The sequence below is a fragment of the Ruegeria sp. HKCCA0235A genome, from assembly GCF_013033235.1.
Classification (GTDB): Bacteria; Pseudomonadota; Alphaproteobacteria; order Rhodobacterales; family Rhodobacteraceae; genus Ruegeria.
Genome location: NZ_WQDQ01000006.1, coordinates 126,446 through 145,567 on the forward strand (window position 1 = coordinate 126,446; position 19,122 = coordinate 145,567).

The 19,122-nt window shown below is 58.9% G+C and carries 22 protein-coding genes; 12 read left to right on the forward strand and 10 right to left on the reverse strand.

Going from position 1 to position 19,122, the window contains the following annotated elements; translation table 11 throughout:
* The 5 genes from GOW56_RS12210 to argH form a co-directional block, all read right to left on the reverse strand.
* The gene (locus tag GOW56_RS12210) at positions 1-2,544 is read right to left on the reverse strand and encodes a TIGR02302 family protein (protein ID WP_371807906.1); all 2,544 of its coding nucleotides are present in this window, start codon (positions 2,542-2,544) and stop codon (positions 1-3) included.
* Between the two features lie 37 nt (positions 2,545-2,581).
* Positions 2,582-3,847: a diaminopimelate decarboxylase gene (gene lysA, locus GOW56_RS12215; RefSeq protein ID WP_171119712.1), complete on the reverse strand. Its 1,266-nt coding sequence runs from the start codon at positions 3,845-3,847 to the stop codon at positions 2,582-2,584.
* Between the two features lie 62 nt (positions 3,848-3,909).
* The gene (locus GOW56_RS12220) at positions 3,910-4,065 is read right to left on the reverse strand and encodes a hypothetical protein (RefSeq protein WP_171119713.1); all 156 of its coding nucleotides are present in this window, start codon (positions 4,063-4,065) and stop codon (positions 3,910-3,912) included.
* Between the two features lie 87 nt (positions 4,066-4,152).
* Positions 4,153-4,350 carry a hypothetical protein gene (locus GOW56_RS12225; protein ID WP_171119714.1) on the reverse strand — a complete coding sequence of 66 codons (198 nt, stop codon included), beginning with the start codon at positions 4,348-4,350 and terminating at the stop codon, positions 4,153-4,155.
* Entirely contained in the window at positions 4,350-5,738 is a 1,389-nt protein-coding gene (gene argH, locus GOW56_RS12230; RefSeq protein ID WP_171119715.1) for an argininosuccinate lyase, read from the reverse strand. The genes GOW56_RS12225 and argH overlap by 1 nt, the downstream gene beginning before the upstream one ends.
* 21 nt (positions 5,739-5,759) lie before the next feature.
* Between argH and GOW56_RS12235 the strand changes: the two genes are divergently transcribed.
* The 11 genes from GOW56_RS12235 (at position 5,760) to GOW56_RS12285 (ending at position 14,190) form a co-directional block, all read left to right on the forward strand.
* Complete coding sequence (locus tag GOW56_RS12235; RefSeq protein WP_171119716.1) at positions 5,760-6,326, forward strand: TlpA disulfide reductase family protein; 567 nt, start codon at positions 5,760-5,762, stop codon at positions 6,324-6,326.
* Between the two features lie 63 nt (positions 6,327-6,389).
* Positions 6,390-6,758, forward strand: a complete 369-nt coding sequence (locus GOW56_RS12240) for a hypothetical protein (protein WP_171206057.1) — start codon at positions 6,390-6,392, stop codon at positions 6,756-6,758.
* A gap of 85 nt (positions 6,759-6,843) precedes the next feature.
* The gene (locus GOW56_RS12245; RefSeq protein ID WP_171171181.1) at positions 6,844-7,173 is read left to right on the forward strand and encodes a hypothetical protein; all 330 of its coding nucleotides are present in this window, start codon (positions 6,844-6,846) and stop codon (positions 7,171-7,173) included.
* Positions 7,174-7,232: 59 nt separating this feature from the next.
* Positions 7,233-7,619, forward strand: coding sequence for a hypothetical protein (locus tag GOW56_RS12250; protein ID WP_171206058.1), 387 nt, complete (start codon positions 7,233-7,235; stop codon positions 7,617-7,619).
* Positions 7,616-8,587, forward strand: coding sequence for a sterol desaturase family protein (locus GOW56_RS12255; RefSeq protein WP_171206059.1), 972 nt, complete (start codon positions 7,616-7,618; stop codon positions 8,585-8,587). The genes GOW56_RS12250 and GOW56_RS12255 overlap by 4 nt, the downstream gene beginning before the upstream one ends.
* A 93-nt stretch (positions 8,588-8,680) precedes the next feature.
* The gene (locus GOW56_RS12260; protein WP_171171185.1) at positions 8,681-8,869 is read left to right on the forward strand and encodes a hypothetical protein; all 189 of its coding nucleotides are present in this window, start codon (positions 8,681-8,683) and stop codon (positions 8,867-8,869) included.
* A 103-nt stretch (positions 8,870-8,972) separates the two neighbouring features.
* The gene (locus tag GOW56_RS12265; protein WP_171206060.1) at positions 8,973-9,806 is read left to right on the forward strand and encodes an EAL domain-containing protein; all 834 of its coding nucleotides are present in this window, start codon (positions 8,973-8,975) and stop codon (positions 9,804-9,806) included.
* 190 nt (positions 9,807-9,996) lie between these two features.
* Positions 9,997-11,172 carry an acetyl-CoA C-acetyltransferase gene (locus GOW56_RS12270; RefSeq protein ID WP_170346332.1) on the forward strand — a complete coding sequence of 392 codons (1,176 nt, stop codon included), beginning with the start codon at positions 9,997-9,999 and terminating at the stop codon, positions 11,170-11,172.
* 186 nt (positions 11,173-11,358) lie between these two features.
* On the forward strand, positions 11,359-12,081 hold the full coding sequence (gene phbB / locus GOW56_RS12275; protein WP_152456804.1) for an acetoacetyl-CoA reductase: 723 nt from the start codon (positions 11,359-11,361) through the stop codon (positions 12,079-12,081).
* Between the two features lie 298 nt (positions 12,082-12,379).
* Positions 12,380-13,327, forward strand: a complete 948-nt coding sequence (locus GOW56_RS12280; RefSeq protein WP_171119722.1) for a transcriptional regulator GcvA — start codon at positions 12,380-12,382, stop codon at positions 13,325-13,327.
* Positions 13,324-14,190, forward strand: a complete 867-nt coding sequence (locus tag GOW56_RS12285) for a DMT family transporter (RefSeq protein ID WP_171206061.1) — start codon at positions 13,324-13,326, stop codon at positions 14,188-14,190. Before GOW56_RS12280 ends, GOW56_RS12285 begins: the two co-directional genes overlap by 4 nt.
* Here the strand turns inward: GOW56_RS12285 and GOW56_RS12290 are convergent.
* From GOW56_RS12290 to GOW56_RS12300, 3 genes are all read right to left on the reverse strand, one after another.
* Positions 14,187-14,351, reverse strand: coding sequence for a YdcH family protein (locus tag GOW56_RS12290; RefSeq protein WP_083445267.1), 165 nt, complete (start codon positions 14,349-14,351; stop codon positions 14,187-14,189). The two genes, GOW56_RS12285 and GOW56_RS12290, sit on opposite strands and share 4 nt — an antisense overlap.
* Before the next feature lie 115 nt (positions 14,352-14,466).
* Positions 14,467-15,246, reverse strand: a complete 780-nt coding sequence (locus GOW56_RS12295; protein ID WP_171206062.1) for a tRNA1(Val) (adenine(37)-N6)-methyltransferase — start codon at positions 15,244-15,246, stop codon at positions 14,467-14,469.
* Positions 15,243-15,458: a DUF2007 domain-containing protein gene (locus GOW56_RS12300; protein ID WP_152456800.1), complete on the reverse strand. Its 216-nt coding sequence runs from the start codon at positions 15,456-15,458 to the stop codon at positions 15,243-15,245. Before GOW56_RS12300 ends, GOW56_RS12295 begins: the two co-directional genes overlap by 4 nt.
* Positions 15,459-15,514: 56 nt before the next feature.
* On the opposite strand from GOW56_RS12300, the gene GOW56_RS12305 reads away from it, so the two are divergent.
* Complete coding sequence (locus GOW56_RS12305) at positions 15,515-16,513, forward strand: polyprenyl synthetase family protein (RefSeq protein WP_171206063.1); 999 nt, start codon at positions 15,515-15,517, stop codon at positions 16,511-16,513.
* Here GOW56_RS12305 and GOW56_RS12310 read toward each other — a convergent pair.
* Both GOW56_RS12310 and GOW56_RS12315 read right to left on the reverse strand, forming a co-directional pair.
* Positions 16,506-17,327: a 4-(cytidine 5'-diphospho)-2-C-methyl-D-erythritol kinase gene (locus tag GOW56_RS12310; RefSeq protein WP_171206064.1), complete on the reverse strand. Its 822-nt coding sequence runs from the start codon at positions 17,325-17,327 to the stop codon at positions 16,506-16,508. The two genes, GOW56_RS12305 and GOW56_RS12310, sit on opposite strands and share 8 nt — an antisense overlap.
* On the reverse strand, positions 17,317-18,987 hold the full coding sequence (locus GOW56_RS12315; RefSeq protein ID WP_171206149.1) for a tetratricopeptide repeat protein: 1,671 nt from the start codon (positions 18,985-18,987) through the stop codon (positions 17,317-17,319). Before GOW56_RS12315 ends, GOW56_RS12310 begins: the two co-directional genes overlap by 11 nt.
* Between the last annotated feature and the right edge of the window lie 135 nt (positions 18,988-19,122).

The window sequence follows — 19,122 nt, forward strand, 5'->3', positions numbered from 1 at the left end:
CTAGAACCGCTCCAACAAACGTTTCAGGTATTCCAGCTCGATCTGGGGGCGGTCCGATTCCCCGGTTCTGCGCCGGATTTCATCCAGCAGTTCCCGCGCCCGGCGATACACGTCTTCGCCTTGCAGCAAATTCTCATCTGTTGAAATCGAACCGGCGGCACCCGGGTTTCGGCCCAGCGGATCGCGGTTGTTGGCTTGCATATCGCCATCCTGCGTTCCCTGACCCGGCTGATTCTGCTGGTTCTGCGCCATCGCCTCACCCAGCGAGCGCATCCCTTCGCGCAGGGCTTCCATCGCCTCGGATTGCCGGTCGATGGCTTCGGCCAGATCATCCCCACGCAGGGCCTGTTCCGCCTCGTCCATGGCGCGCCCGGCCCGATCCAGCGCCTCGCGCGCGGCGTCGCCTTCGGGCGTACCGGCACCGGGCAACCCCTGTTGCTGGCGGCTCAGCTCATCTCTCAGCGCCTGCTGCCGATCCGCAAGTGTGCCTTGACCCTGCTGGCCTTCGCCAGCCTGATCCGAGCCTTCCCCCTGACCGCCCTGACCTTCGTGGCTTTGCCCCCGGCCTTGCCCGCCATTGCGTCCCTCATTGCCCTGGCTTTCACCGGATTGAGCGCCCGGGTTGAACTGTTCCTGCAAATCACGGAAGGCCTGATCGCTCAGACCTTGTTGCTCGCGCAGAGTTTCCGCAAGACCTTCCATGGCCTGCTGACCTTCGGACTGCTGCCCACCGCCCTGGCCCTGAGTCACACGCATGTTTTCCATCATCTGCTGGAACTCTTCCAGCGCCTGCTGGGCTTCGGCCATCCGGCCCTGTTCCATGAGCTCCTGAATGCGGTCCATCATGCGTTGCAGATCATCCTGCGTCATTTGCAGGGACTCGCCGTTCTGCCCCTGCTGACGCTCGCCATCTTCGCCGTTTGGCTGAGCCAACCGTTGCAGTTGTTGGAGGTAATCCTGCGTCGCTTCGCGCAATTCCTGCATCAGTTCCGCGATTTCCTCGTCGCTGGCGCCGTTCTTCATTGCTTCGGTCAGACGTTCCTGCGCGCGCCGCATCCGTTCCAGCGCATCCGCAAGCGTGCCGTCCTCGATCAACACGGCAAGATCCCAGAGGGCCTGGGCGATCTCTGCCTGCTGTTCGGGTTTCAGCCCGTATTGATCAAAGGTCTCTAGCCGCCGCAGCACGACCCTCAGACGCAAATAGGCAGTTTCCGAACGAAACAGATCCTCTGGCAGATGAGATACAGCCCGCAGCAGCTGCGCGATCCGAGGCGCATTTGACCGCGACCACAGCAGATCGCGTCGTTGTTCAATCACCGCAGCGGCCAGCGGATCAAAAAACCGACGGGCCGGAAGGTCGGTCACATAAGGTTCGGAAGACGATTGCTGATCCGCCGCGTCCGTGGCCATCAAGGTGATCCGGACCGGCAAATGCGCCCACGGGTGTTGCGAGAAGTCCTCGATCAGATCTTCTGCAAAATCCGCCCGGTCGCCGGTGATCGGCATAGGCAGTTCAACTGCGATCGCTTCGCGTGGCTCGGGCTCTGCTGCCAGACCATAGCGGCGGTCAACGGCAGCCAGATCCAGTTCGATCAAGGCAGAGCCTGCAACCACACCATAGTCGTCTCCTGCGACGAATGGCAGCTTCATCTGCCCGCCCGCTTCGGCCTCAGCCGATCCAGCCACGGCTATCTGTGGTGCCGTGTCGTCAATGATCTCAACGGCCCATTCCCGCCCCGCTGGCCCGTCGATGCGCAACTGGCCAGAACGTTCTGCCACGAACTCCTGCTCGGGGTCGGTCGCCGCCTCGGCCCCCAGGGCCGAGCTGTTTTCCGTCAGGCTATGTGCGCCAACCTCACCATAAAGCCGCAAGGTAACGCGACTGCCTTTGGGAACGGCAAGCTCTGCATCCGTTTGGTCCGCAAGATACAGCGTTGGAAGGCCCGTATAGCGCGGGGGTTCGACCCATCCTTCCCAAGTCGGCCCCTGCCCGGCGACGGCAGTGCCCGGGGCCATGTCCGCCACAGACCCCAAGCGCCACAAAGAGCCGAAAACCAGCGCTACGACAAAAGCCAGCAACGCCGCGTAGCGCAGTGCATAAGGATCTCGCGATGCCAGCCGAAGATCTGGTTTCACAGCCTCGGCCGTTGCGACCCGTTGCGCCATCCGGTCTTTGTGGGCTTGCCACAGCGCCACGGAATCCCGATCGGCCGCACCGATAGCCTGATCATCCATCAAGGCCTGAATTGGGCGTCCCGGCAAGGTCTCATCCAGCCGCACCAAAACGTCGGCGCGCAAGGGCAACTTGAGACCCCTCAGGCCAAGCACCGCGGCCGTCAACAACAACCCCAGGGACAGCGCGCCAACTGCCCAGACGATTTCCACGGAAACAACATCTTGAAGCCCCAGCATCAATGCCGCAAGCAGAACAAGTGCAATCGAGAATGCCGGCCAGAACGCGCGCAACACCTGTTCAGCCACCATGCCGACATGGGTCAGCCAAACGGACAGGCGCGGAATGGGCAGGTTTGAACGGTCGGACAAGACGGGCCTCCGGGGTTAGGCCCGCGCGGTCATCGCGTCAAAGCCATGAAGGTATGGTATCGCGGTTTATGATTTCGTCAAAGCTTGGTCGTTCACGAATGACTGCAAATTGATCACCATTGACCAGAACCTCGGGGATCAGCGGGCGGGTATTGTACTCGCTGGCCATCACCGCGCCATAGGCACCCGCGCTGCGGAAGGCGATCAGGTCACCCGATTTCAGCGGCGGCATGCTGCGTTGTTTGGCAAAAGTGTCACCGGATTCGCAAACCGGGCCCACGATGTCATAGGCTTGCTGCTCCACGCCTGCCGCTGGTTCCTGCACCGCGACGATATCATGATGCGCCTCATACATCGCCGGGCGGATCAGATCATTCATGGCGCCGTCGACAATCAGGAAATCACGGCCTTCGCCCGACTTCACATAGATCACTTTGCTGACCATTAGCCCCGCATTGCCTGCGATCAGGCGGCCCGGCTCGATCTCGATCTCACAGCCCAGATGGCCCAGTGTTTTCTTGATCAACGCGCCATATTCCACCGGCAGCGGCGGCGCGTCATTCGAGCGGGTATAGGGGATGCCTAATCCACCGCCCAGGTCAAGACGGCGGATGTTGTGGCCTTCAGCCCGCAACTGCTCGGTCAGTTCGGCCACTTTCGTATAGGCCAGCTCGAATGGCTCGAGTTCCGTAAGCTGCGAGCCGATATGGACGTCGATGCCGATCACCTCCAGTCCCGGCAGGCTGGCCGCATGCGCATAGACGTCCGAGGCGCGGGATATCGGAATTCCAAATTTGTTCTCGGACTTGCCGGTCGCGATCTTGGCATGGGTCTTGGCATCCACATCCGGATTCACCCGGACCGTGATCGGAGCAACCACACCCAATTCCAGTGCAACGGCATTGATCACTTCCATCTCGGGCTCGGATTCGACGTTGAACTGACGGATGCCGCCGGTCAGCGCGGTACGAATCTCATCCGCCGTTTTGCCCACGCCAGAGAACACGATCTTGTCGCCCGGAACGCCCGCTGCCTTGGCGCGCAGGTATTCCCCGCCCGAGACCACGTCCATCCCCGCGCCCGCCTGTGCCAGAGTTTTCAGGATCGCCTGATTGCTGGCCGCTTTCATCGCATAGCAGACAAGGTGGTCCGTGCCGTCAAGCGCATCGTCGAACAGCTGGAAATGCCGCAGCAAGGTCGCGGTGGAGTAGACATAGAACGGCGTTCCGACCGCGGCAGCGATTTCGGAGACAGGGACATCCTCGGCGAAAAGCGCGCCGTCGCGGTAGAGAAAATGATCCATGTCTGCGCGCTTAGACCAGAAGATGGCTTCGAATCAATGGATTCCGAACCCATCGACCAAGTTTAATTTCGGGTCGAAACTCCAACCCGGCCATAGCCCGAGATCGAAACTCCGGTGCCCGATTGCTTGGGCTCTGCCGCAGGTTCCGGGCGTCTTGCCGATGTAGGTTCGCAAGCCGTCAAAGCCGCAAATACCAGAATCAGTCCTAGTGTTCTCATTTCAGTATCTTTTCTTTGGATGGCATGCGCACCGACATGCCACCTCACGTTGGTGGATACAAAACCGATGCGCAATATGAAAGTGGCTTAGAATCCCAGGTAAATCCCCAGCGGCCCACGGCTTAGACCTACGCCACCGCCTACATACGCTCCGCCAGAGCCAACGCCAACGGTTGCACTGACAGTTGGCTGAGCGGGCGCAGGCTGAACGGGCTCGCCGTCGGCTCCGCATCCGGCCAGCATTAGGCCGGATCCTGCAATCAGAATCGCGCGCAGCTCGGTCATCACACCATTGCCTTCCATCGTTCAACCTGAGCACGCACCTGATCCGGGGCCGTGCCACCATAGGACTGGCGTGAGTTTACAGAATTTTCGACACCAAGGACAGAGTAGACGTCATTTGTGATCTCGGCATGGACCGATTGCATGTCGTCCAGCGTCAGATCCGGCAGGTCGCAGCCCTTCTTCTCGGCCATGGCCACCAGCGATCCGGTAACATGATGCGCGTCGCGGAAGGGCAGGCCCAGCACCCGCACCAGCCAGTCGGCCAGATCAGTTGCAGTCGAGAAACCCGAACCCGCCGCAGCGGCCAAGCTGTCGCGATTGGCGGTCATGTCCTTGACCATGCCTTCCATCGCCGCCAGCGCCAGCATCCAGTTGTCGGCGGCGTCAAAGACCTGTTCCTTGTCTTCCTGCATGTCCTTTGAATAGGCCAGCGGCAGGCCCTTCATCACCATCATCAGCGCCGTGTTGGCGCCAAATATCCGACCCACCTTGGCACGGATCAGCTCTGCCGCATCAGGGTTTTTCTTCTGCGGCATGATCGACGAGCCGGTCGAGAACCGATCCGACAGGGTAACGAAACGGAACTGCGCCGAGGACCAGATCACCAGTTCCTCGGCAAAGCGCGACAGATGCACGGCGCAGATCGAGGCCACCGACAGGAACTCCAGCGCGAAGTCACGATCGCTGACGGCGTCCAGCGAGTTGGCTGCAGGCCGGTCAAAGCCCAGCGCCTGTGCCGTCATGTGGCGATCGATGGGAAAGGACGTTCCGGCCAGCGCCGCAGCACCCAGTGGCGATTCGTTCATCCGGGCGCGGGCGTCACGAACGCGGGACAGATCACGGCCAAACATCTCGACATAGGCCATCATGTGATGGCCCCATGTCACCGGCTGCGCCGTTTGCAGGTGGGTAAAGCCGGGCATGACCCAATCGGCCCCGGCCTCGGCCTGCGCCAAAAGCGCGCGGATCAGGGCCAGCAAGCCGCTCTCAGCGGCGTCCAGCTGATCACGAACCCAGAGTTTGAAATCGGTTGCGACCTGGTCATTGCGTGACCGGCCTGTGTGCAAACGGCCTGCGGGCTCTCCGATGATCTCTTTCAGACGTGCCTCGACATTCATGTGGATGTCTTCCAGCGCGGTCGAGAACTGGAACTCTCCGTTCTGGATTTCTGACAAAACGGTGAGCAGCCCTTCCCGAATGGCTTCGGCATCACTATCACTTATGACGCCTGTGGCTGCCAGCATGGCCGCATGGGCGCGCGAGCCTGCGATGTCCTGGGCTGCCATCCGCTGATCGAACCCGATCGAGGCGTTGATTGCCTCCATGATCGCGTCTGGACCGGCGGCAAAGCGGCCGCCCCACATCTGGTTCGAGGATTGATCGGTCATGTAAGAAAACCCGGAGTTGATATGCGCCTATTTCGTTTGATCCCCCTTTATATGGCCCTTGCGCTGGGTGCAAATGCCGCCTTGGCGACCGATGCCGAGACGCTGGCCCCTCTGCGGGAAGACAGCCTGAAACGTCTGATCCTGCACAAGGAACCGAAACCCGCCAAATCAATCGAATTCCAGCTGGAAGATGACGGCGGTGTCGGCACGCTTGCCGATTATGAGGGCAAGTATGTGCTGCTGAATTTCTGGGCCACCTGGTGTGCGCCTTGCCGCAAAGAGATGCCTCAGATCGCTGAACTTCAGGAAGAGTTCGGCGGCGACAAGTTTCAGGTTCTGACACTGGCCACGGGCCGCAACTCGCCAGCCGGCATCAAAAAGTTCTTTGCAGAGAACGGCATCGCCAACCTGCCCCGTCACCAGGACCCCAGTTCGGCCGCTGCCCGTGAGTTCGGCGTCATCGCCTTGCCGATCACGGTCATCCTGAACCCCGAAGGGCAGGAAATCGCCCGGCTGATCGGCGACGCCGAATGGAACTCGGACAGTGCGAAGGCGATCATTTCGACGCTTGTTGGCGCCGAAAGTTAACGCATTCAGAAAAATTCGCGGAATTATGCTACCCTCCCACGCATTAAGAGTGGGAGGTTTTTAATGAAACATACGATTTTATTCCTTGCTGTTTCAGGCACATTGGCAATCGCTGGCACCGCACACGCGGACTACAAACGGATCAAGACCGCAAAGCAGTTCAATTCTGATATTGTTGGGAAAAAGCTGACAGACGAAAAAGGCAATGTTTTTGTCGCGAATGCTGATGGCACGATTTCAGCCAAACTCAAAAGTGGAAAAAAGTTCAGCGGAACCTGGGTCTGGAACAAAAAATTCTGGTGCCGAAACGGAGTATTGGACGGCAAGGCACTGGGCACGGATTGTCAGCTTTGGGAAATTGACGGGGCCACGGCCCGAATGACCCGTGAAAAAGGCAAGGGCAAAACAACCATTTATTCGATCAACAACTAAAGGCGTCAGCCCGTTTCAATCTCGTGATATACTGTTCCTGCCCTGCCGGGCAGGGCCGGCATATTTTTTTGGAATGGAGGCAATGATGAAACCCGTCGTACTGCTGATCGGACGGTTGCCAAATGTAATCGGTGACGTGGCGCGGCAACTGGATCATCTGCCGATTCAGTGGCTGGGCGCACATGACACGGACGAGGTTCGGAAACAGCTGGATGGCGAGCCCCGGATTGCCTGCGCCATCTTGGGCGCGGGGCTTGACGACACGATCCGAGGTGAAATGGTGGGCATTATTGCCGCCCGCCGCCCAGATATCTGCATCCATCTGAAGGATCGTACATCCGGCCCCGAGGGGCTGGTGCCCTTCGTCGAACGTGTGGTGCAACACGAGATACTGGAACGGCTGGAAAACAGCTGACGCAACGCCACCTTTGACAGAGTTTCAACTCCTTTGCACTCTGCGCTCAGGAGGATGGAATGCCACTTGAAATTCTACTGGCGCTGGTCGTCGGCGGCATAGCTGGTGTCACCCTGTTATTGCATCTCACCGGCAGGTCGCAGCAGGTAAGGCTTACGCCCGACATTGCACGATCACAATGGGCACGTCACTTTCCGGACGATGATGTGGTCGACGTCACGGTTTCCCATGATGGCCACGCCGCGGTGGTGCGCACCAGTTCGGGCAATGGGTTGCTTTGGTCCTTCGGGGCCGACACCGTGGCCCGGCATCTGCTGGACTATGATCTTCTGGATCATCCGGAAGGCTTTGAGATCCTGTTTCACGAATTCTCGGTGCCCAAGACACTCATCCGACTGGACGATTTCGAACGCCATCACTGGCGTGACCTGATGGAGCCCGCATGACAGACCAAATTAGTTTTCCCGATGCGGTACAATGGGCCGTTCCCTTTTTCATCGCAGCGATTCTGGCCGAGTTTCTGTGGATCGCAGTCAAAGGCAAAGGCGGGCGTTATGAAACACGCGATGCGGTGACCTCTTTGATCATGGGGGCCGGAAACATCGCATCGGGCTTTTTGCTGGGCTTTATCGCCTATGCGTTTTTCATGTGGCTGTGGCAGATCACACCGATGAACCTGGGTACGTCAATTCCGGTTATCATCCTGTGCTTTGTCCTGGACGATCTGCGTTACTACTGGGTCCACCGCTTTGGCCATCGCATCCGCTGGGTCTGGGCCAGCCACGTAAACCATCACAGCTCGCAGCACTACAACCTGACGACCGCGCTGCGGCAGACCTGGACCTATACGTTCACTTTCATGATGGTCGTACGCGCCCCGCTGATCCTGCTTGGGTTCCATCCTGCGATGGTTTTGTTCGTCGGTGGCCTCAATCTTATCTATCAGTTCTGGATTCACACCGAGGCCATCGGCAAGATGCCCCGCTGGTTCGAGGCCATAATGAACACGCCCAGTCACCACCGCGCCCATCACGGCCGCAACGCGCGCTATCTGGATTGCAACTATGCCGGGGTGTTCATCATCTGGGACAAGCTGTTCGGCACCTTCGTCCCCGAGCAGGAGGACGACCGGGTGGACTATGGCCTGGTGCACAATATCGGCACTTTCAATCCCCTGCGGGTGGCCTTTCACGAATGGGTGGCCATCTGGCGCGACGCGACCCAGCCGGGTCTGACCCTGAAACAGCGGCTGGCCTACTGCTTTGCCCCACCTGGGTACAGCCATGACGGCAGCCGGGACAGTTCGGAACAGATCAAGGCCAAGCATCTGGCGCGCCACCCGGAAGACCGCGGAACGCCAGGATTTGAGCATCTGGACAAAAAACCGCCCAGCGGACAAGCAGAACAGGCCTGAAACGGCCGGCTGGAACCTGCTTGTGCCTTGAATCTCGGCCGTTGAACGCCATATCAGACGACAGGCGCCATGTATGAGTGAGCGAGGGTCGGTATGAATCGTTTGGCAACCATTTCAACATTTTTCGGCCTGTTCGGCCTGTTGATGGCCATGCTCGCAGCCCTTGGGGGCGCCATTGCAGCCCTGATCGCGTTGGGTTTTGCAATGATGGCCCTAGGTGCGATGGGCGCGATACTTGGAGCGGCAGCTTCTTTGACGCGCGCGTGGCAATCCACCCGCTGAGCCCGCGAGACGGAAATTTTTCCGAACCCTTAACCGCAGATTCATCTCTTTGCCCCGAGACTGTGACCGGACACCTGTCCCGGACACATGGGAATCCGCGCTTATGGGAAACAAAAAACTGGCAAATCTGCCTGAGGGGTCGGACAGCCCGTTGAATGCGGCCGTTTCGACGCGGGATCGTTCGGTTGTGCAGATGGCAACCGATGCCGTGAAGCATAAGCAATGCAAACTGGCTTTTCAGCCGGTGATACAGGCGCACGCCCCGTACCGAGTCGCGTTTTACGAAGGGTTCATTCGGGTTCTGGACGAAACCGGCCGCGTCATCCCGGCGCGAGAATTCATGCCTCAGGTCGAAAACACTCCTATCGGCCGCGATCTGGACTGCGTCGCGTTGGAGCTTGGGTTGCGCACATTGGCGAGGAACCCGGAAATACGCCTGTCGATCAACATGTCTGCTCGTTCGATCGGTTATTCCAACTGGTCCAGAATACTGGACAGATTCCTGAAACGAGACGCCGGATTGGGCGAACGCTTGATCCTCGAAATCTCCGAAAGCTCGGCCATGCAGGTGCCTGAGCTGGTTGTCGACTTCATGGACCGCTTGCAGGATCGCGGCATCGCTTTTGCGTTGGATGACTTTGGCGCCAGCAATTTCAGCTTTCGCCATTTTCGCGAGTTTCTGTTCGACGCAGCCAAAATCGATGGACAGTTCGTTCGGGGCATCAGCCACGATCCCGACAACCAGACTTTGGTGCGGGCTCTGATCGCGGTGGCCCGTGAATTTGAAATTCTGGTTACGGCCGAATCGGTTGAAACGCAGGAGGATGCCGCTTTTTTGGTGGCAAGTGGCGTGGATTGCCTGCAAGGATTCTTGTATGGCGCACCCAGTGTCGTGGAACCCTGGAAGCAGGAAAACAGATCAAAAACAGGAAGTTAATTGCCTGTTCATCGACATTTTCCTACCATTTCCGACACTGAGACAAGCTGCCCGTTGCTGCATGTGCAGCGTTACGCTATTGCAAGGGTACTTGAGCGGGGGATCACGGGGCGCTCTTGTTTCGAAAGGACACCTTTCGACCTGCGCCGTCAGAAATTCCGCTGGCCCATGACGGTAAAGGACTGATCATATGACCAACGTAGTAATCGCATCCGCCGCACGAACAGGTGTTGGCAGCTTCAGTGGTTCGTTTGCGAACACACCTGCCCATGATCTGGGCGCTGCCGTTCTGGAAGCAGTTGTCGAGCGCGCCGGAGTGGAAAAAGGCGAAGTCAGCGAAACCATTATGGGTCAGGTTCTGACTGCCGCCCAAGGCCAGAATCCCGCGCGTCAGGCGCATATCAATGCCGGCCTGCCACAGGAAAGCGCCGCATGGGGCATCAATCAGGTTTGTGGCTCGGGCCTGCGCGCCGTTGCTTTGGGCGCCCAGCATATTCAGCTGGGAGACGCGGAAATCGTCGCTGCAGGTGGTCAGGAAAACATGACGCTGTCACCCCACGCCGCCGCGCTGCGCGCCGGTCACAAGATGGGCGACATGAAGTATATCGACACGATGATCCGCGATGGCTTGTGGGATGCTTTCAACGGCTATCACATGGGTCAGACTGCCGAGAATGTTGCAGAGAAATGGCAGATTAGCCGCGAGATGCAGGATGAATTCGCCGTTGCTTCGCAGAACAAGGCCGAAGCAGCCCAAAAGGCCGGCAAGTTCGCAGACGAAATCGTGCCCTTCACCATCAAGACCCGTAAGGGCGACATCGTGATGGACAAGGACGAATACATTCGTCATGGCGCAACCATGGAGGCCATGGCCAAACTGCGTCCGGCCTTCACCAAGGACGGTTCGGTCACAGCTGCCAATGCCTCGGGATTGAACGACGGCGCGGCCGCGACGCTGCTGATGTCAGCCGAAAACGCTGAAAAGCGGGGAATCGAACCTCTGGCGCGCATCGCGTCCTATGCGACCGCCGGTCTGGACCCGTCAATCATGGGCGTCGGCCCGATCTACGCATCGCGCAAGGCACTGGAAAAAGCAGGCTGGTCGGTAGACGATCTGGACCTGGTCGAGGCCAACGAAGCCTTTGCCGCGCAGGCGTGCGCGGTTAACAAGGATATGGGCTGGGATCCGTCGATCGTGAACGTAAACGGCGGCGCCATTGCCATCGGCCATCCGATCGGTGCTTCGGGGTGCCGTGTTTTGAACACCCTGTTGTTCGAAATGAAGCGACGCGATGCTAAAAAGGGTCTGGCGACCTTGTGCATCGGTGGTGGCATGGGCGTTGCCCTTTGTGTGGAGCGCGACTAAGCGCTTTGACAATCAAATAGAATTAGGCGCCCAGTGGGCGCCTTTTTTTGTTACATTGAGGTTCTAACCCTTGGATGCGACGATATTGCCGCCCGGAAACCGAGATTCAAAACGAAACAATATTGCGCACAGCCATCTCTCAGAGTAACAGCATTACTAAGACGACTAAAATTGAAGGAGTCATAAATGGCACGAACAGCACTCGTAACCGGCGGTTCCCGCGGCATTGGCGCAGCAATTTCCAAGGCGCTAAAAGCCGAAGGATATAACGTTGCGGCCACCTATGCAGGAAACGACGAAGCAGCCGCAAAATTCACCGAAGAAACCGGGATCAAGACCTACAAGTGGAACGTCGCGGATTATGACGAATCCAAAGCGGGCATCGAAAAGGTCGAAGCTGAGGTTGGCCCCATCGATGTGGTCGTTGCCAATGCTGGCATCACCCGCGATGCACCGTTCCACAAAATGACGCCGGATCAGTGGAAAGACGTGATCGACACCAACCTGACTGGCGTGTTTAACACCGTGCACCCCATTTGGCCCGGCATGCGCGAGCGCAAGTTCGGCCGTGTCATCGTCATCAGCTCGATCAACGGTCAGAAAGGCCAGTTCGCTCAGGTGAACTATGCTGCGACCAAGGCGGGTGACCTGGGCATCGTGAAATCCCTGGCGCAGGAAGGCGCGCGGGCGGGGATCACTGCCAACGCGATCTGCCCCGGCTATATCGCAACCGAAATGGTTATGGCTGTGCCCGAGAAGGTGCGCGAGTCCATCATTGGTCAGATCCCAGCCGGCCGCTTGGGTGAGCCGGAGGAAATCGCGCGCTGCGTGGTCTTCCTGGCATCGGACGATTCGCAGTTCATCAACGGTTCGACGATCTCGGCCAACGGTGCGCAGTTCTTCGTCTGATCCAGAGTTGTGAACAAAAAACGGGCCGGTCCTTTTGGGCCGGCCCTTTCTGATCCCGTAAGAACGCGCGCGCTGCGATCAGCGGGAACCGAATATCCATCCCCAAAACTGCCAGACCACCCTGCTGCGCTCTTGGTGGGCACGCAGGATCGCCATCTGGGCGGCGGTATTCGTCGTCATCTCGATCATGGCAGTCTCCTTTTCAAATCAGTTTTATTTGACCTGATGTGAATATGATTGCTAAAAACAGACGCGACAAACGAGCTTTCTTGAGACTTCAGTTAAGTTTTTCTTCACTATGAGTGACTATCTGCCTCCGCTGACCGCGTTGCGTGCTTTTGACGCCGCAGCCCGGCACATGTCTTTTTCGAAGGCGGCGGAAGAGCTGCATGTGACGCCAGCTGCCCTGTCCTTTCAGATCAAGTCGCTTGAAGAACACCTTGGCCGGCCGCTGTTTCGTCGTCTGAACCGCGCCGTAGAACTGACCGAGGCGGGCCGTGCCCTTGCGCCTGGTGCGGCAGAAGGGTTTGCCACCTTGCAAGCCGCATGGCGTGCGGTGCGCAGACAGGAAGATGACACAAGCCTGACCGTCACCGCGGGCCCAGCTTTGACCGCCAAGTGGCTGGCGCCGCGGCTTTACGAATTTGCTCGGGCGCATCCCGAGATCGATCTGAAATTCTCGGCCACGCTGCGCAACATGGATCTGGAGCGGGACGACGTGGATGTCGCCATCCGCTTCGGGAATTCGGCCGATGACGGGCTGTATTCCGTTCCCGTCAGAAAGGAATGGCTGACCCCTGTCATGACCCCCGAACTTGCGGAACAATTCACCACGCCGGCAAGCCTTGAAGGGGCCCCGCTGATCCATGACGATTCGATCAGCTTTCTGACCCCGCCTTGTGATTGGCCCGCTTGGTTCCGTGCTGTCGGAATGGATTTCACTCCGACCCATGGCGCGCATTTTTCCAATGCAGATCACGCGATTGATGCCGCTGTTGCCGGTGTCGGCGTGGCACTGGGGCGACGCGCCATGATTCTCAAGGACCTGACCGAAGGCCGCTTGGTTGCGCCGTTCAAGGTGGCCCTGGAAACACAAGGCCGGTTCCGGTTTCTGTGCCTGCCGGGGGCTGAAAAGAAACCTCAGATCGCGGCGTTTCGCGATTGGTTCCTGACCGAGATTGAAAAAACCGCGCATATATCGGATGAGTTCAAAATCATACCGATTGAAGAGGTTTCCCGCCCATGACCAAAATGCGCGCAACGGCCATCGGCTTCGTGGCTGTCTTGCTATGGGCCTTGCTGGCGTTATTCACTGTCGGGTCGGCGCCCACGCCGCCCCTGCTGCTGAACACGATCTGCTTTTCGATTGGTGGAGCGCTTGGGCTTGTCTGGGCGACGGCGACAGGTGGTCTGAGCGATCTAAAGCAAGTTCCTTGGACAACCTACCTGTTTGGCGCATTGGGCCTGTTTGGCTATCACGCGCTGTATTTTTCGGCCCTGCGCATGGCGCCGGCTGCCGAGGCCGGGCTGATCGCATATCTCTGGCCTCTGCTCATTGTGCTTCTGTCGGGCCTGCTTCCAGGTGAACATCTGCGTATCGGCCACCTGATCGGGGCCTGCCTTGGATTCGCAGGGGCCGCTGTCATCATTGCCGGGGGTGGCGGCGCGGGCTTTCAGGCCCAATACCTGCCCGGATACGCATTGGCTTTGCTTTGCGCACTGACATGGTCGGGCTATTCCGTTCTATCACGCAAACTGGAGGGCACGCCGACCAGTTCCGTCGCAATATTCTGCCTTGCGGCTGCACTGGCTTCGGGTCTGCTGCATCTGGCTGTGGAAGATACTGTACTGCCCGATACGGCACTGGTCTGGGCGTCGGTGCTGGCACTCGGCCTTGGGCCCGTCGGGCTGGCGTTCTACGTCTGGGACATTGGCGTCAAGCAAGGCGACATTCAAATCCTCGGAACCTCATCCTATGCGGCCCCGTTATTGTCGACCCTTGCTTTGGTGGTGGCCGGGATCGCGACCCCGTCCTGGGGGCTTGCGATCGCGGCCTTTCTGATCACCGGCGGGGCCTTGATCGCGGCCCGCGCCAGCCTGAAAACTTAAGCGGACAGGCGTTCGATCTCTTCTTTCAGCTTGAGCTTCTGTTTTTTCAACTGAGCAATATGGAGATCATCGATACCTGGCGAGCGTTGGGCTTGTTCTACTTCTAGACCGAGAGATTCGTGCTTTTTCTTCAGTTCCGTCAGATGTGCGCTCACGCTCATTGCGATCCTCCTTGTTTATGTGTCTGTATGTCACGTAAGAATTTGACCACATCGTTTCCACCCTGTCACGCTGCAGACGCACAGAATCTGTAACAAATCCGACAAATTCGGCTGGTCATTGCCGATGGCACAAGTTCCGAGGCAACGGAGCGGCCTGTCGAAGCACGGCAGAGACCGCCTCGGTATAGCTGTCACCGTCCTTTTCGTGGCGCTCACCGGCGTGCAGAATCAAAGGCGCATGCAGAAGAAATGCCGCGCGTCCCCCTTTGCGGGCGCTCAGGATGACAAGCTCTGCCTCGCGGCCCACCCGCGCGCTGAGCGGCAGCACCTCGATTGAACCCAGTTTCCCCTCACATGCCGACAGCATATCGGGAAGACGGTCGGCTTTCTGGATCATGTGCAGGAACCCCCGAGGGGCAAGGCGTTTGGCCGCAACAGTGATCCAGTCGATCAGCGGCGTATCTTCGCCCAGGGCAATGCTCCGCCCTGTGTCGCTGGCGGGGCTATGCGCCCCTGCACGGTAATAGGGCGGGTTCGCTATAACGTGATCAAAGTGACGCTGTCGGAGGTCATCAGGCAAAGCGTTCAGGTCAGCCTCGATCACGTCCAGATCACAGCCGTTGATTTCCGAGTTGCGGCGGGCCAGATCCGCATAGGCCGGTTGCAATTCGATCCCAACCAATTGCAGCCCCGGTACCCGCGCGGACAGGCACAGAATGGCGGCCCCCGCGCCACACCCCAGCTCTAACACGGTTTGACCGGCCTTTGCAGGGACGGATGCGGCAAGCAGAACAGGGTCTACCCCGGCGCGGTAACCTGACGCAGGTTGCAGCAATCGCACCCGACCACCAAGGAAATCGTTGCACCTCAATTCATTGTCGTCGAAGCGCATCATCGGCCCAGCGGGATCTCGTTGTCGCGCATCACACGCTCGGCCCGGGTCAGGTCTTCGGACCGAACCATCAGACGTCGGGGGAATATTCCGATACCACCTTCGAGGATGCTCATATTTACGTCCATCTGAAAGCAGTCTATATCCTCGCCCTCAAGGAGAGCGGATGCAAAGGCCAGGATCGTCGGATCGGTACTGCGCAACAGTTCTTTCATGGGGATGGATGTAAGGGCAAGGCGAGGCGAAAGTCGAGCCTTGTATCAGGAGTGTGATGACCGTCGACATGATCACAAAACCGCATGAGCGTCTCGCTGAAATTCTGGCGGGTGAGATGGAGGCCGTGAACGGGCTGATCCGCACGCGGATGGCGTCGGACCATGCGCCACGTATCCCCGAAGTGACGCAGCACCTGGTCGAAGCCGGTGGAAAACGCCTGCGCCCGATGCTGACACTGGCCGCAGCACGCCTGTTTGGCTATTCCGGCGACCACCACGTGCGCCTTGCTGCGACGGTCGAGTTCATTCACACCGCCACCCTGCTGCATGACGACGTCGTGGATGAAAGCGCACAGCGACGGGGCCGCCCGACCGCCAATCTGCTTTGGGACAACAAATCCAGCGTTCTGGTTGGCGATTACCTGTTTTCACGCAGTTTCCAGCTGATGGTGGAAACGGGCTCGCTGCGCGTTCTGGATATCCTGGCCAATGCCTCTGCAACCATTGCCGAAGGCGAAGTGCTGCAAATGACGGCCGCAACCGATCTGCGTACGGATGAAAACGTTTATCTTCAGGTCGTACGCGGCAAGACGGCTGCATTGTTTTCAGCCGCGACCGAAGTGGGCGGCGTGATCGCAGGTGCCTCGGAAGAGCAGGTCAAAGCGCTTTTCGACTATGGCGATTCACTGGGCATCGCGTTCCAGATTGCCGATGACCTGCTGGATTATCAGGGCGACAGCAAAGCGACCGGGAAGAATGTTGGCGATGACTTCCGTGAACGGAAACTGACCCTGCCCGTCATCAAAGCCGTGGCGCAATCCACGCCGGAAGAACGCGCCTTCTGGGAGCGTGCGATCGAAAAGGGCCGCCAACAGGATGGGGATCTGGATCAAGCGCTGGGTCTGATGAACAAATACGCCACGCTGGAAGAAACCCGGCAAGACGCTTTGGGCTGGGCCAACAAAGCCAAGGCGTCGCTGGAGGTGCTGCCGGATCATGAGATTCGCAGCCTGTTGCGCGAATTGGCCGATTACGTGGTTTCACGTCTCAATTGAGCTGTGTGGCGCGGCACCACCAATCAGGATGGGCTGCGCCGATCTCATAGGCCGCGAAATGCGCGTCTTTCATCGTCGGATACAGCGCAAAACAGGTTGATCCTGACCCTGACATGCGCACCACGAGCGCGCGATTGGTCATCGTCAACTCGTCCAACACCTGATCGATCTCAGGTGCGACGTTCATGGCGGGCACTTGCAGATCGTTGCGCTGATTGCGCAGCCACTGGGCGCACTCATCGGCGCTTTCAAACTCAGGTGTGCTTTCAGGCATTGGCGGATTGTCTCTGATCGCCAGCGCGTTGAAAACGGCGCCAGTGGGCACCAGTGCATTCGGGTTGACCAAAAGGGCGGGCAGGTGCGGAAGGTTCACCGCCGTCAAACGATCGCCAATGCCCTGCATTCTGATCGCCCGACCTCCCAGGCAGACGGGGACATCCGCCCCCAATGACAACGGCAGGCCCTGCGGGAGGTCGTGGCCCTGATCTGCCAGGGCCCCAAGCGTGGCCGCAGCATCAGACGACCCTCCGCCAATGCCCGCCCCATGGGGTAAGGACTTGGTCAGTTGAATATGACCGGTCCAGCCGACAGCTTCTGCCGCCTTCCAGACCAGATTTCGGCTGTCCGTGGGGACTCCGTCGGCAAACTCGCCGCGCACATCCATGGACAATTCGGGACCGGGGGTGAATGTCAGCCGATCACCCAGATCGGCGAATACAACCAGCGAATCCAACAGGTGATAGCCATCGTCTCGACGGCCAGTCACATGAAGGGTCAGGTTGATCTTGGCGGGCGCAAACGCCTTAATTTCCATTGGCGACTTTCAATGGCTCCGAACCTTCTTCGGCCAGAACGGCATCCAGCCCGACTTCGATCTTGCGCCGGATTCGATCCGGATCGGCTTCGCCGTCCGTGTCTTCCGGGTCGATAAAGGACAAGGCGCGGCTCCACTGAAACTCGGCCTCGCGCGCGCGCCCGACAGCCCAATAGACGTCACCCAGGTGATCGTTGACCACCGGATCCACCGGCATCAGCTCAACCGCACGTTCCATGTGTTCGACGGCCTCGTCGTAACGCCCCAGACGGAACAGAACCCAGCCCAGACTGTCCACGATATAGCCACTGTCCGGACGCGCAGCTACTGCGCGCTCGATCATATCCAATGCTTCATCCAGCTTTTCTTTGCGCTCAACCAGCGAATACCCCAGGTAATTCAGAACCTGAGGCTGATCCGGGTTCAGTTCCAGCGCCCGACGGAAATCAGCTTCGGCCTGGTCCCATTGCTTCAGCCTTTCATGACTGATTCCACGAGCATAATGCAGGAACCAATTCCCACCCGCCGCGCTGTCCGTCAGCGCGATCGCAGTGTCATAAGAGGCCACGGCAGCGGCATAGTTTTCCTGTCGGCGCTGCAAGTCTGCCAAAGCGACATGCACACCCGGAAAATCAGGATCTTGCGCAGCCAGGTTCTGCAACACCTCGACGGCCGCATCGGTTTTTCCCGAACGGTCCAGAACTTCGGCCCGGCCCAATTCGGCCGCATGGTGATCGTTGCTGTCCGCCGGGACCAGGCGGTATGCCTCAACCGCCAGATCATATTGCTGCAAGTTGTCCAGCAGATCCGCGCTCAGCAAAATGGCATCCACATGATCGGGGCGCAGGAAACTGGCCAAGCGTGCGTACAGCAGAACGTAATCGGCCGAAGCTTCGCTGTTCAATGCGGCACCGACGGTGAAGAAAATCTCGGCCATGCCGTCCTGAGCGGATCGGACATGGGTGAACGGCAGTGTTTCACCCGCCGCCAACTGGCTCAAATACGCCTCGATGGTCGGGTCACTGCCCGCTACAAACACATCGTCCAGAAACTGAATGGCGTCTTCGTTGCGATCCAGCTGCGACAGAATCTCGGTGCGGGCCAAAGCAGCACGACGAGAGAACCGGGCAACCGTTCCATCATTATCCGCAAGTATCGCCTCGGCGCCTTCGAAATCACCGATAGACGCCAATGCCATCGCCTTGTGGTAAAGCGCGAATTCCCTGAGGCCATCCTGTGTAGCGACAGAATCGAACTGTTCCATCGCCTTGGTCATCTCACCCTGTCCCAGATGGGCCCAGGCGATCATCAGGCCGTCAACAAGGGGGCCAACTCCCTGTGTTTCAGGGTCCCGGGCCAGCAGGTCGTCAAATTTCCCATCGGCGATCAGATTGGCCGAAATCACCATACGCGCTGCTTGGCTGGGCAGGTTTGCTTCCTCGATCTGCTGGGCGATCGGCAGCGCGCGCGCCACTTCCCCCAAAGCGATGCGTGCAACGACAACGCTTTCCTGCAACAGCGCATTTTGGGGATCAAACCTGAGGGCCTGAGCGTAATATCTTTCAGCGGCAGAATAGTCGTTTTCGTAAATCGCCTGCCGCCCGGCCAGATAAGACCCGGCACCCGTTTCCGAAAAGGCCGGAAGCGCGACCGACGACATGAACAGCACGGACAAAGCCGCGCGACGAACCAGGGAAAACACCGAAATCCTGCCTTGCTATCGTTGACTGAGGGGTAAGCTAGGGCTTCGGCAGGCAAGAGGCAATGGCAGAGCCTTCACAGCGCCGCCATTGCC

What these genes read in the sequence shown, in the direction of transcription:
- lysA (WP_171119712.1), bottom strand. Translation starts at nt 3,847, where the DNA reads ATGGATCATTTTCTCTACCGCGACGGCGCGCTTTTCGCCGAGGATGTC.
- GOW56_RS12220 (WP_171119713.1), bottom strand. Translation starts at nt 4,065, where the DNA reads ATGAGAACACTAGGACTGATTCTGGTATTTGCGGCTTTGACGGCTTGC.
- GOW56_RS12225 (WP_171119714.1), bottom strand. Translation starts at nt 4,350, where the DNA reads ATGACCGAGCTGCGCGCGATTCTGATTGCAGGATCCGGCCTAATGCTG.
- argH (WP_171119715.1), bottom strand. Translation starts at nt 5,738, where the DNA reads ATGACCGATCAATCCTCGAACCAGATGTGGGGCGGCCGCTTTGCCGCC.
- GOW56_RS12235 (WP_171119716.1), top strand. Translation starts at nt 5,760, where the DNA reads ATGCGCCTATTTCGTTTGATCCCCCTTTATATGGCCCTTGCGCTGGGT.
- GOW56_RS12240 (WP_171206057.1), top strand. Translation starts at nt 6,390, where the DNA reads ATGAAACATACGATTTTATTCCTTGCTGTTTCAGGCACATTGGCAATC.
- GOW56_RS12245 (WP_171171181.1), top strand. Translation starts at nt 6,844, where the DNA reads ATGAAACCCGTCGTACTGCTGATCGGACGGTTGCCAAATGTAATCGGT.
- GOW56_RS12250 (WP_171206058.1), top strand. Translation starts at nt 7,233, where the DNA reads ATGCCACTTGAAATTCTACTGGCGCTGGTCGTCGGCGGCATAGCTGGT.
- GOW56_RS12255 (WP_171206059.1), top strand. Translation starts at nt 7,616, where the DNA reads ATGACAGACCAAATTAGTTTTCCCGATGCGGTACAATGGGCCGTTCCC.
- GOW56_RS12260 (WP_171171185.1), top strand. Translation starts at nt 8,681, where the DNA reads ATGAATCGTTTGGCAACCATTTCAACATTTTTCGGCCTGTTCGGCCTG.
- GOW56_RS12265 (WP_171206060.1), top strand. Translation starts at nt 8,973, where the DNA reads ATGGGAAACAAAAAACTGGCAAATCTGCCTGAGGGGTCGGACAGCCCG.
- GOW56_RS12270 (WP_170346332.1), top strand. Translation starts at nt 9,997, where the DNA reads ATGACCAACGTAGTAATCGCATCCGCCGCACGAACAGGTGTTGGCAGC.
- phbB (WP_152456804.1), top strand. Translation starts at nt 11,359, where the DNA reads ATGGCACGAACAGCACTCGTAACCGGCGGTTCCCGCGGCATTGGCGCA.
- GOW56_RS12280 (WP_171119722.1), top strand. Translation starts at nt 12,380, where the DNA reads ATGAGTGACTATCTGCCTCCGCTGACCGCGTTGCGTGCTTTTGACGCC.
- GOW56_RS12285 (WP_171206061.1), top strand. Translation starts at nt 13,324, where the DNA reads ATGACCAAAATGCGCGCAACGGCCATCGGCTTCGTGGCTGTCTTGCTA.
- GOW56_RS12290 (WP_083445267.1), bottom strand. Translation starts at nt 14,351, where the DNA reads ATGAGCGTGAGCGCACATCTGACGGAACTGAAGAAAAAGCACGAATCT.
- GOW56_RS12295 (WP_171206062.1), bottom strand. Translation starts at nt 15,246, where the DNA reads ATGATGCGCTTCGACGACAATGAATTGAGGTGCAACGATTTCCTTGGT.
- GOW56_RS12300 (WP_152456800.1), bottom strand. Translation starts at nt 15,458, where the DNA reads ATGAAAGAACTGTTGCGCAGTACCGATCCGACGATCCTGGCCTTTGCA.
- GOW56_RS12305 (WP_171206063.1), top strand. Translation starts at nt 15,515, where the DNA reads ATGACCGTCGACATGATCACAAAACCGCATGAGCGTCTCGCTGAAATT.
- GOW56_RS12310 (WP_171206064.1), bottom strand. Translation starts at nt 17,327, where the DNA reads ATGGAAATTAAGGCGTTTGCGCCCGCCAAGATCAACCTGACCCTTCAT.
- GOW56_RS12315 (WP_171206149.1), bottom strand. Translation starts at nt 18,987, where the DNA reads ATGTCGTCGGTCGCGCTTCCGGCCTTTTCGGAAACGGGTGCCGGGTCT.